A 12,659-nucleotide genomic window follows, 5' to 3' on the forward strand; every position below is an offset into this window, starting at 1 on the left:
CTTATTTCTTCTCCCTTAATAATATTTTTCCTTTTACACCTAACGGATAATCATAAACGGCTTTTCCATTTACCCTTAAGAGAAATTCTTTATCAACGAGATATTTGTCTCCTCTGTCATCAACTACCGCAGCAGCCTCTCCATTCAAGGTGATTTCTATTTTCTTAAAGGCTTCGAAAACTCCGTCAAGGGTTCCGTATTCTTCCAGGCTTCCGACTCTAACCACCCATACATTATCTCTTCCCATGCTTATGAACTCCCGGAACCGGTTCGGTCCCTCTTCCTGCATGGTCAGGCCGTTTAAAGCCTTTACTGCCAGATATGCTCCATCTTTTTCCAGTACCAGCACGCCGTTTTCTCCCTTGTAGCGGGAAAACGCACTGATCGGAATATAGGCATGAGTATAATCGATCCGTTCTCCTTCTTCCATATGGTATCTTAAAATCCCCGTATCCCGGTACTGGACTCCCAAAGGCAGCACTCCGTTGCCAGCCCAGAAATTAGGCCTGCCGCTGCCATAAGGGAAGGATTCTCCCGGATGGTTTATGAAAGCCTGGGCCATTTCATCAATGGCCGCCTGCATGATATGCTCCTGATACCCTTTTTGGAAGGGCTTAAAGCCGACTGCTGTCGATAAAAGCGCATGGCTGTTTTTATATAGATACAGGTTCACATGGCCTTCAAACCCCTGGGTATTCTGAAATATCATTTCCTGGTTTTTTTTCAGCATCGCATAGTCCCTGTATTCTTCCGGGGCCTCATAATCTCCCAATATCAAAGAAATATAGCCGATGCAGGCCCTGTTTAAATATCCTGCATTGTATGCAACATACAGCAAAGACGTGGTCCCGGCGTTATAATTGCCTTTCATTTCTTTCTCATAGGTCCGGCCGAAGCTGGTCATGACAGCTCCTTTATGGGCATTTACGGCGAGGGAATAAAAAATCATATCCAGAGCCTTCCCGGCCTTTTCGTGAAGAAGACTTCCCTTGTCCGTCAGATTATACAGGGTGCCGATTCCCAGAACATCCACCGGAATGTAAGCGTTGGAATTCCATTCCGTAATGAATTCCCGGAAAAATTCATCAAACCACTGATGGAGCAGCTCTTCTCCCCGTTCCTTTACCTGTGTCCCGGTTTTCCCGCTGTTGGTGAAAACACGGTCCGGCAGATAACTGCCTGCCAGATATTGGCAGCAATGAAACAGGAGCGCATGGTTCTCACTGAAAAACCACATGACATCATCCCCTGGCTCATCAATCCAATACCGGTAATTCAGCATGGCTTCTTCCAGGGCTTCCTTAAGCTGATCCGATATCCGGTCTCTATAGGTACGGTAAATATAAATCATGATGATAAAATGAAAGTCCGAGCAGTCTTTTCTGCTTCTCACCCCCTCCAGTTCTGAAAGAATGATGCGCTCTGCTCTCTGGTATTCCCTTTCTGCCTGGAACAACGCAGCGGCCTTATAGGTATTTTCCGGTGCAAGCCGGATGACGGTTTCCAGGGCACGGCGTTTCCGGGCCTTAAGTTCTTCCTCACGGCAGGCCAGGAATTCCTTCTGCACAAGCTGATTTCCGATTTTTCGCTTCACATGAATTCCCATATAGGATAGGGAAGCCGTAAAGTAATAATATCCGGGCGGCATCTCGTCCGTTTCAAACAATTCAAGTCCCTTTTGTCCAGGCTCCATGCAGTAATGCTTTGTCGTGACCATTTTCCAGGCTTCCTGCATTTTCTCAATAAATTCCCCCGGTGTTACGGTAACATCGAGACCGAGAGGGACTTCAAACGGATTATTGAGATTCATTTTGACCGGTTCGCTTATGTATGCTTCCTTATCAAAACTCATTCCATGAAGCATCTGCTCCATCTTTTTTAAAACAGTCTCATCCACCTCATCACCTGCGGGAAGCAACTGTCTTAAAGCCGTATGGCCCAGCCGCTTCATGCGGAAATAATAATCCGTATCCCTTTCTGCCAGATCGTCAAGACAGACTATTACCTTATTTTGCCCCTGCATAAGCGGTACGGATACCACGGTTTTCTTCACCAGATTTCTGGTGAATGGCGTGAAATCCGTAATGAGCTGATCATTGACCCACAGCGTAAGTCCTCCGCAGGTCTCCAGCTCAAAGTCCACCCTTCCTTCTTCCTGTGCCCATAATTCCACATAACCATACTGCCGCAGATAAGTTGGCTGATAATAAAATCCGGAAGCATCCACTCCGGTATTGCCAAACGGAAAATAAAGCTTCACAGGTTTTGTCTGCCCAAATACGGTAACAGAGTCCCCATTTTTCATCCCGCCAAGGTCCATGCAGAGAGGAATTTCTTCCCTTCTTTTCGATACAAACTCCTTTCTGCAGGGATTTTCATGTATGGCAAACCCCTTTTTCAGCCATTCATTCACCCGTCCGCTCAAGGTTGATCTCGTAAACTGCTGGATTTGTGTATATACTTCAGTTATTAAGAAACGGTTTACAAATCCTTCCGCAAACAGCGGATATTCCAGATATTTCATGTCTTCCCATCCTCTCAATTATTCTTTCACCCCGCCGGCCGTCATGCCGCCGATGATATATTTCTGCAATGTGATAAATACAACAATAACCGGAATCATGGAAACAACCGACATGGCAAGCAGACTGTTCCAATCCACCGAATATTCACCGGAATAGTTTGCCAGAGCCAGCTGAATAGTGTATCGCTCCCTGCTGTTGATAACCAGCTTCGGCCACAGATAATCATTCCATCTCCACATAAAGGAAAAAATACAGAGCACGGAAATGACCGGTTTCACAAGGGGAAGCATGACCCGCATCAGGATGTTTGATTCAGAAGCTCCGTCGATCCTGGCCGCCTCCATATAGGCATCCGGAATACCCATATAATACTGCCTTACGAGAAATACCGCTGTCGGTGACGCCACTGCCGGAATGATCAACCCCCACAGGCTGTTGTACAGGTTGACAGCTACAATGACCTTGAAAATCGGAATCATAATGACCTCCAGCGGTACCATTAAGGTGGCAAGCACAATGCCAAAGAGGATCTTCTCCCCTTTGAAATGATATTTTGCAAAGGCATAACCGGACATAACATTTACCACAATGGTCAAAAATGTGGCGATCAGACTGGTAAACACGGTATTGAAGAAATAAATTCCGAAATAACCTTCCTCCAGCGCTCTCTGATAATTGTCAAGGGAAGGCTTCTTGCCAAACAGGCTCGGGGGCCAGGAAAAGAGTTCCGCCGCGCTTTTAAAGGAAGAACCGATCACCCAGATAACAGGCATCAGAAACAGAAAGGTAAGAAACAATAAAAGAACCCACCGGATTCCCGACATAAAACCTCTTTTCATTTTAGTCTGCATCCTGTTCTCCTCCCTTGTTAGCCTGAAACTGTACCGCAGTGAACAGTGCCAATATCATAAACAATATCATGGTCATGGAACTGGCATACCCCATCTGATTCTTCTCAAAGCCTGTCTCCTGTATGGTCTGAACCATAAACTTCGTGGCTCCTGCCGGCCCGCCCTGGGTCAGGGCATATACCAGGGGGTATGTTTTTATGACGGTAACGGTGGAAAGAACAATGACTAACAGGCTGGTAGGCTTTAACAGCGGAAGGGTGATATAACAGAACTGATGCCAGGCCCCCGCGCCATCAATCCGCGCAGCCTCATAATAGGTTTCGGAAATCGACTTGATGCCTGAAACGAACATGACCATATAATATCCGGCCATACTCCAGGCTGTAATAAAAATCACAACCCCCATTGCATGGTCCGGATCGGTCAGCCACTTCACCGGGATCTTACCAATGGCAGTCAACAGGTAATTGATGACCCCGAAATCCTCTCCCAACAAAAATCTCCAGGTTAACCCCACAATGATGCTGGAAATCATGGTCGGCCAGTAAAACACCGCCCGGAAAAAATCACTTCCTTTGATATCTCCGGTTAAAAGTACCGCCAGCCCCAATGCCGATGCGTAAATCGCGGGAACCGTAACCGCAGTAAAAAACACGGTCCGTAAAAACGCTTCCCAAAATCCTCTGTCAGACAGAAGCTTTGCATAATTTTGGATTCCGACAAATTTCTGCGGATTCACTCCATCCCATTTTGTCAAAGAAATCCACATTCCATTTATGGCCGGAAAGAACAAAAACAACCCGAATATGACCAGGGTGGGCGCCAGCATAAGGTATGGAAATACTTTCTGCTCAAAACTTCTCATTTACTCTACCTCCTCTTTTTTAAAATTATAGCATAGAAAAATAAAGAAAAACCTTGTTTTATTATGCAAATATCACAAAATATTGCCATAAAAAAAGCCCCTGGCAGTCTAATCCTGCCAGGGGCCTTTCCATTCCTTTATTCTTCTGTATCGTTTTCGTCGATGTTTAAAACCTCTTCCGCCTCATCAAATTTATCTTCTGTCAGCAGAATCTCATCGTCATCGGAAAGCATGATTTCATCATCTTCCTCGAAAGCAGCATCCGTATTAAGCCGGATGGTGCGATAGCGCTTCATACCGGTACCGGCCGGGATCGGTTTTCCGATGATAACGTTCTCCTTCAGGCCGATCAGGTGGTCGACCTTGCCGTTAATTGCAGCTTCGGTCAGAACCTTTGTGGTCTCCTGGAAGGAAGCAGCGGATAAGAAGGAATCGGTAGCAAGAGATGCCTTGGTAATACCGAGCATGACCTGTTTTCCTTCCGCCGGCTCCTTGCCTTGCGCAAGAAGTTCTTCATTTAAATCATTATAATCAAGAACATCCATCGAGGTTCCCGGAAGCACTTCGCTGTCCCCGCTCTCCTCGATTTTGATCTTCTTAAGCATCTGTCTTACAATCATCTCAACGTGCTTGTCGTTGATTTCTACACCCTGTAAACGGTATACGCGCTGTACTTCCTGGATCATATAATCCTGAACCGCACGAACACCCTTGATCTTTAAGATATCATGGGGGTTTACGCTGCCTTCTGTCAGCTCGTCACCGGCCTCCAGCACCTGGCCATCCTGAACCTTGATTCTGGAACCATATGGGATCAGATAGGTCTTGGAATTGCCGGTCTCATTCTCGGTCACTATGATTTCACGCTTTTTCTTGGTATCCTTTATGGTTACCACTCCGCCAAACTCTGCAATGATTGCAAGACCCTTCGGTTTCCGTGCCTCAAAAAGCTCCTCGACACGGGGAAGACCCTGTGTGATATCGCCGCCGGCAACACCGCCGGTATGGAAGGTACGCATGGTCAGCTGGGTACCAGGCTCACCGATGGACTGGGCAGCAATGATACCAACTGCCTCACCTACCTGAACCGGCTGTCCGGTAGCCATATTGGCGCCGTAACATTTCGCACAGACACCCAGATGAGATTTACAGGTTAAAACGGTACGGATCTTCACAGAATCACGGCCAAGTTTCTTTAGTACGTTCATAACCGCTGCCGCACGCTTTGGTGTACACATGTGATTTGCCTTCACGATCACTTCCCCGGTGTCCGGATCCGTAATGGTTTCTGCAATAAACCGGCCTGTGAGGCGCTCCTGCAGGCTTTCAATGGTTTCCTGACCATCCGTAAATGCCTTGATTTCCATAAACGGAATATCCTTGCCTTCACAGCAGTCTATTTCACGGATAATCAGGTCCTGGGATACGTCTACCAGACGTCTGGTCAAGTAACCGGAGTCTGCAGTACGCAGTGCCGTATCGGAAAGTCCCTTCCGGGCTCCGTGAGCGGAGATGAAATACTCCAATACGTCAAGACCTTCACGGAAGTTGGACTTGATCGGAAGTTCGATGGTATGGCCGGTTGTATCGGCCATAAGTCCACGCATACCGGCCAGCTGTTTGATCTGCTTGTCAGAACCACGGGCTCCGGAATCGGCCATCATGTAGATGTTGTTGTATTTGTCAAGTCCGGTTAACAGGTCATGGGTCAGCTGATCATCAGTCGCCTTCCATGTGTCAATCACTTCTTTATAACGCTCCTCCTCCGTAATAAGACCGCGGCGGAAGTTCTTTGCAATCTGGTCAACCGTTGACTGGGCATCTGCGATCAGCTTCGGTTTGCTCTCCGGTACGGTCATGTCGGAAATGGATACGGTCATAGCGGCTCTGGTAGAATACTTATAGCCAATGGCCTTGATGTCATCCAGGGTTTCCGCTGTCTGCACAGCACCATGAACATTGATGACCTTTTCAAGGATCTGCTTTAACTGCTTCTTTCCAACATGGAAATCAACTTCCATCAGAAGTTCATTATCCGGAACGGACCGGTCTACAAAGCCAAGATCCTGAGGAACGATCTCATTGAAAATGAAGCGGCCTACGGTTGATTCTACGATTCCGGTTTTCACGGTTCCATCCGGCATCTTTTTGCTTACTCTGGCCTTAATTCTGGAATGAAGGGTAACGGCCTGGTTTTCATAGGCCAGAATGGCTTCATTCACACTCTTAAATACCATTCCTTCCCCCTTGGCTCCAGGTCTTTCCTGAGTCAGGTAATAAATACCGAGGACCATATCCTGAGACGGAACTGCCACAGGGCCGCCATCTGACGGTTTTAACAGGTTATTCGGTGATAACAGAAGGAAACGGCATTCTGCCTGGGCTTCGACGGAAAGAGGCAGATGAACAGCCATCTGATCTCCGTCGAAGTCGGCGTTAAACGCGGTACAAACCAGAGGATGGAGCTTAATCGCTTTTCCTTCTACCAGGATCGGTTCGAATGCCTGGATACCAAGCCTGTGGAGGGTAGGCGCACGGTTTAACATAACCGGATGCTCTTTAATTACATCCTCAAGTACATCCCAGACTTCGGTCTGAAGACGCTCCACCATCTTTTTCGCGTTCTTTATATTATGGGCTGTTCCGTTGGAAACCAGCTCCTTCATTACAAAAGGCTTAAATAATTCAATTGCCATTTCTTTCGGAAGACCGCACTGGTAAATCTTAAGCTCAGGTCCGACTACGATAACGGAACGGCCGGAATAGTCAACACGCTTTCCTAACAGGTTCTGACGGAAACGGCCCTGTTTTCCCTTTAACATATCGGAAAGGGATTTTAAAGCACGGTTTCCCGGTCCTGTTACCGGTCTTCCGCGTCTGCCGTTGTCAATGAGGGCATCAACTGCTTCCTGGAGCATACGCTTTTCGTTGCGGACGATGATGTCCGGAGCGCCCAGCTCCAATAAACGGGCAAGACGGTTGTTACGGTTAATGATCCTTCTGTACAGATCATTTAAGTCGGAAGTAGCGAAACGGCCGCCGTCAAGCTGTACCATAGGACGGATATCCGGAGGAATGACCGGAACCACGGTCATGATCATCCACTCCGGTAAGTTGCCGGAATTGCGGAATGCCTCAACGACTTCCAGTCTCTTGATGATTCTTGCACGCTTCTGTCCGGTTGCGTCTTTTAAGCCTTTTTTAAGCTCCTCGGAGTCCTTTAAAAGGTCAATGGACTGCAAAAGTTCCAGAATCGCTTCTGCTCCCATTCCTACGCGGAAGGAGCCATAGCCGTATTTTTCAATTTCTTCCCGGTATTCCTTTTCCGATAATACCTGTTTATACTGTAATCCGGTATTGCCGGCATCCAGCACCACATAAGATGCAAAATACAGCACCTTTTCCAGGGTTCTCGGAGAAATGTCGAGAATCAGGCCCATACGGCTGGGGATACCCTTAAAATACCAGATATGGGAAACAGGGGCAGCAAGCTGGATATGCCCCATACGTTCTCTGCGGACACTGGCCTTTGTTACTTCAACGCCGCATCGGTCACAGATAACGCCTTTATACCGGATTTTCTTGTATTTTCCACAATGGCATTCCCAGTCCTTGCTCGGTCCGAAGATTCTTTCACAGAACAGACCATCTTTTTCCGGCTTTAAGGTCCTGTAGTTGATGGTCTCAGGCTTTTTTACCTCACCGTGGGACCATTCCAGAATCTTCTCCGGAGATGCCAGACCGATCTTTATGGCATCAAAGGTCATTGGGTGGTAAGTTTCATTATTTTCAGGCATGAGCGGTTCTCCCTTCTATTATTCTTCGTCTGAATCATCAAAATCTGCGTCATCGAAATCCTCAAAAGAATCGTCGGCACCGTCTGCATCCTCTTCTTCATCGACGTTTACCAGTTCTTGATCCTGGAATTCCTGCTTCTGGTAACCGTAATCACCAAAGGATTCTTCTTCACGGTAATGTCTGTCCCCTTCGATGATGGATCTTAAATCAGTTTCTTCATAATCGGTACTCTCTGCGATCTGAACCTCTGTATTATCATCACGAAGCACTCTTACATCCAGCGCCAGTGACTGAAGCTCCTTAAGCAGTACCTTGAAGGATTCCGGAATGCCCGGCTCAGGAATATTCTCACCCTTGATGATTGCCTCGTAGGTCTTTACACGTCCTACCACATCATCGGATTTCACAGTCATGATCTCCTGCAGCGTATAGGAAGCACCATATGCCTCCAGAGCCCAAACCTCCATCTCTCCGAACCGCTGGCCGCCGAACTGGGCTTTCCCGCCAAGAGGCTGCTGGGTAACCAGAGAGTATGGTCCTGTGGAACGGGCATGGATCTTGTCATCAACCAGATGGTGCAGCTTCAGATAATGCATGTGTCCGATAGTAACCGGGCTGTCGAAATATTCACCGGTACGTCCGTCGCGGAGGCGTACTTTACCGTCTCGGTTGATCGGAACGCCCCTCCACAATTCCTTATGGTCAAGGTGTCCGCCAAGATATTCAATTACCTGAGGCTTTAATGTTTCTTTATATTTCTCCTGGAAGTCCTCCCACTCCATGTTTACGTAGTCGTTGGCTACATCCAGGGTATCCATAATATCAATTTCGTTTGCACCGTCAAATACCGGAGTTGATACGTTAAATCCAAGGGCTCTTGCAGCAAGGCTCAAATGGATCTCAAGCACCTGTCCGATGTTCATACGGGATGGCACGCCCAACGGGTTCAGCACGATATCAAGAGGACGGCCATTCGGAAGGAACGGCATATCTTCTACCGGAAGCACGCGGGAAACAACACCCTTGTTACCGTGACGTCCGGCCATCTTATCTCCGACAGAGATTTTTCTCTTCTGGGCAATGTAAATGCGGACGGTCTGGTTTACACCCGGTGAAAGCTCGTCGCCGTTTTCTCTTGTAAATACTTTCGCATCCACGATGATTCCGTAAGCACCATGGGGTACCTTTAAGGAAGTATCACGGACCTCTCTGGCCTTTTCCCCGAATATGGCACGTAAAAGCCTTTCCTCTGCAGTCAGCTCGGTCTCTCCCTTAGGAGTAACTTTTCCAACCAGAATATCACCGGCACGGACTTCCGCACCGATCCGGATGATTCCTCGCTCATCAAGGTCCTTTAAAGCATCCTCGCCCACACCGGGAACGTCACGGGTGATCTCTTCCGGCCCTAACTTGGTGTCACGGGCTTCCGCCTCATATTCCTCGATATGAACAGAGGTGTAAACATCCTCCTGAACCAGTCTCTCGCTTAGGAGGACCGCATCCTCGTAGTTATAGCCTTCCCAGGTCATGAATCCGATTAACGGGTTCTTACCGAGAGCGATCTCACCGTTCTGGGTGGACGGACCGTCTGCGATCACCTCACCCTTTTCCACATGGTCGTTCTTATATACGATAGGCTTCTGGTTATAACAGTTGGACTGGTTGCTTCTCTTGAATTTCGTCAGCCGGTAAACATCTTTTCCGCCGTCAGAATCTCTTCTTATGATGATTTCATTGGAAGCGGAACGTTCCACTACACCGGCATTCCTTGCAACAACGCAGACGCCGGAGTCCACCGCTGCTTTCGCTTCCATTCCGGTACCCACTACCGGCGCTTCCGTCGTTAACAGAGGAACTGCCTGACGCTGCATGTTGGAACCCATCAGAGCACGGTTCGCATCGTCGTTTTCAAGGAACGGAATCATGGCAGTCGCAACGGAGAATACCATCTTGGGAGAAACGTCCATCAGATCTATATTTTTTCTCTGGAATTCGGAAGTTTCCTCGCGGTAGCGTCCGGAAATATTCTTATGAATGAAATGGCCATCTTCATCCAAAGGCTCATTCGCCTGAGCAACCACAAAGTTATCTTCTTCATCGGCGGTTAAGTAAACCACTTCATCGGTAACCATCGGGTTATTGGCATCGGTTTTATCCACCAACCGGTAAGGAGCCTCTACAAATCCATACTGGTTCACTCTTGCATAAGTAGCAAGGGAGTTAATAAGACCGATGTTGGGACCTTCCGGGGTCTCAATCGGACACATACGGCCGTAATGGGTATAATGAACGTCCCGGACCTCGAATCCGGCACGGTCTCTGGAAAGACCGCCAGGTCCCAATGCGGACAGACGCCTCTTATGGGTCAGCTCAGCCAGCGGGTTGTTCTGATCCATGAACTGGGACAGCTGGGAACTTCCGAAAAATTCCTTTACCGCTGCAGTGACTGGTTTGATATTGATCAGGGACTGTGGGGTAATGCCATCCATATCCTGTGTTGTCATTCTTTCCCGGACCACTCGTTCCATTCTGGAAAGACCGATGCGGTACTGGTTTTGAAGCAGCTCGCCGACGGCACGGATTCTGCGGTTTCCCAGATGGTCGATATCATCGGAAGTACCCACTTCTTCTTCCAGATGCATATTATAATTAATAGAAGCGAGGATATCTTCCTTTGTGATGTGCTTCGGAATTAATTCGTTTATATTTCTATGAATCGCTTTCTTAAGCGCCTCTTCGCCATCATTCCCAACTTCTGCCAGAATTTTTTCGAGAGCAGGATAGAATACTAATTCTGTAACACCTGCTTCCTTCGGATCAAAGCTTACAAAGGATGACAAATCAACCATTAAGTTGGAAAGGACCTTCTGCTTATGCTCCATTCCTTCCAGCCACACAAAAGGAACAGCTGCATTCTGAATATCGGTTGCAAGCTGCTTGTCTACTGTCGTTCCAGCCTCAGCTAAGATTTCACCGGTTGTAGTATCCACTACATCCTCAGCCAGCACATGACCGGTGATGCGGTTCTTGAAATGAAGCTTTTTATTGAATTTATATCTTCCGACCTTGGCAAGATCGTATCTCCTTGGATCGAAGAACATACTATTTAATAAACTTTCAGCACTATCAACAGATAAAGGTTCACCTGGGCGGATCTTCTTATATAACTCCAATAAGCCATCCTGGTAATTATCCGATGTATCCTTACCAAAGCTGGCTAATAATTTCGGTTCTTCACCGAACAGTTCAATAATTTCTGCGTTGGTACCAAAGCCCAGCGCCCGGATCAGTACGGTTACCGGAACCTTTCTGGTTCTGTCTACACGCACGTAGAAGATGTCATTGGAATCGGTTTCATACTCCAGCCATGCACCCCGGTTTGGAATTACCGTACATGCATAAAGCTCCTTCCCTACCTTGTCGTGTTCGATACCATAATATATACCTGGGGAACGTACCAACTGGCTTACAATAACTCGTTCGGCACCGTTAATCACGAAGGAACCGGTATCTGTCATAAGCGGAAGATCACCCATGAAGATCTCATGTTCATTTATTTCATCTTTATCCTTATTGCAAAGCCTTACTTTTACCTTTAAAGGAGCCGCGTAGGTTGCATCTCTTTCTTTGCATTCTTCAATCGTATACTTGATATCGTCTTTACATAATGTAAAGTCGACAAACTCAAGACTCAGGTGTCCTGCAAAGTCTGCAATCGGAGAGATGTCTTCAAAGACTTCCTTCAATCCTTCATCAAGGAACCACTGATAGGAATTCTTCTGAATCTCAATCAGGTTTGGCATCTCAAGCACTTCTTTTTGTCTTGAGAAACTCATTCTCAGGCTCTTACCGGCCGGGACCGGACGCATTCTGCTTTTCTCCATTGACGTTTCACCCCTGTTTTCTTTCTAATCGTTTCTGTTTTGGGCATAAATGTCCCTTTAAGGCACACAAAGCCACAATAGTGCACATTCCATAATATCATAGTGCCGTCAAGGTGTCAAGCATTTTTTGCTTGTATTTCCTAATAAAATGTGTTATACTATTACAGATAGGCCCAATTTACAAAATGAACTATTGGAGGTATTCCCGGTGAGCACATTTTTAAACGTATTATTAGTGATTCTTTTCATCGTAGTTGTGGCTCTGGCAGTCCTTTATTTTCTCGGAAGAAAGCTGGAAAAGCGTCAGGTGGAACAGCAGCAGGCACTGGAAGCTGCGGCGCAGACCGTATCCATGCTGGTGATCGATAAGAAGAAGATGAAGCTAAAGGATGCAGGGCTTCCAAAGATCGTGTTTGAACAGACACCCAAGTATATGCGCCGCACAAAGCTGCCGATCGTAAAGGCAAAGGTTGGCCCAAAGGTTATGACGCTGATTGCTGACGCAAAGGTATTCGAGGTGCTTCCGGTTAAAACAGAGGCTAAGGTTGTGGTAAGCGGTATCTACATAACCGAGATTAAGAGCCTTCGGGGGAAAGCGGTGCCGCCGGCGCCAAAAAAGAAGAAATTCATGGACAGGTTCAAGAAGAGCGAAAAATAAGATATCCGGTTTCTGTATTTACGAATACATTGATACCCGTTTTTTAGAAAGTGATCTGTATCACCGAAAAAGATCTGT

At 47.2% G+C, this 12,659-nt stretch carries 6 protein-coding genes; 1 reads left to right on the forward strand and 5 read right to left on the reverse strand.

The features are described 5' to 3' along the window. Position 1: 1 nt before the first annotated feature. The 5 genes from BQ9856_RS04050 to rpoB all read right to left on the reverse strand — a co-directional run bounded on the left by BQ9856_RS04050 (position 2) and on the right by rpoB (position 11,923). Entirely contained in the window at positions 2-2,524 is a 2,523-nt protein-coding gene (locus BQ9856_RS04050) for a hypothetical protein (RefSeq protein ID WP_077609820.1), read from the reverse strand. An 18-nt stretch (positions 2,525-2,542) separates the two neighbouring features. Beyond that, on the reverse strand, positions 2,543-3,376 hold the full coding sequence (locus BQ9856_RS04055; protein WP_077609821.1) for a carbohydrate ABC transporter permease: 834 nt from the start codon (positions 3,374-3,376) through the stop codon (positions 2,543-2,545). After that, positions 3,366-4,241: a carbohydrate ABC transporter permease gene (locus BQ9856_RS04060; RefSeq protein WP_077609822.1), complete on the reverse strand. Its 876-nt coding sequence runs from the start codon at positions 4,239-4,241 to the stop codon at positions 3,366-3,368. Before BQ9856_RS04060 ends, BQ9856_RS04055 begins: the two co-directional genes overlap by 11 nt. A 137-nt stretch (positions 4,242-4,378) precedes the next feature. Further along, on the reverse strand, positions 4,379-8,038 hold the full coding sequence (rpoC, locus tag BQ9856_RS04065) for a DNA-directed RNA polymerase subunit beta' (RefSeq protein ID WP_077609823.1): 3,660 nt from the start codon (positions 8,036-8,038) through the stop codon (positions 4,379-4,381). 18 nt (positions 8,039-8,056) lie between these two features. Next, the gene (rpoB, locus tag BQ9856_RS04070) at positions 8,057-11,923 is read right to left on the reverse strand and encodes a DNA-directed RNA polymerase subunit beta (RefSeq protein WP_200801248.1); all 3,867 of its coding nucleotides are present in this window, start codon (positions 11,921-11,923) and stop codon (positions 8,057-8,059) included. A 208-nt stretch (positions 11,924-12,131) separates the two neighbouring features. On the opposite strand from rpoB, the gene BQ9856_RS04075 reads away from it, so the two are divergent. Beyond that, entirely contained in the window at positions 12,132-12,581 is a 450-nt protein-coding gene (locus BQ9856_RS04075; RefSeq protein ID WP_077609825.1) for a hypothetical protein, read from the forward strand. Positions 12,582-12,659: the final 78 nt, after the last annotated feature.

Source organism: Clostridium sp. Marseille-P2415 (assembly GCF_900155545.1).
Taxonomy (GTDB): domain Bacteria; phylum Bacillota; class Clostridia; order Lachnospirales; family Lachnospiraceae; genus Lacrimispora.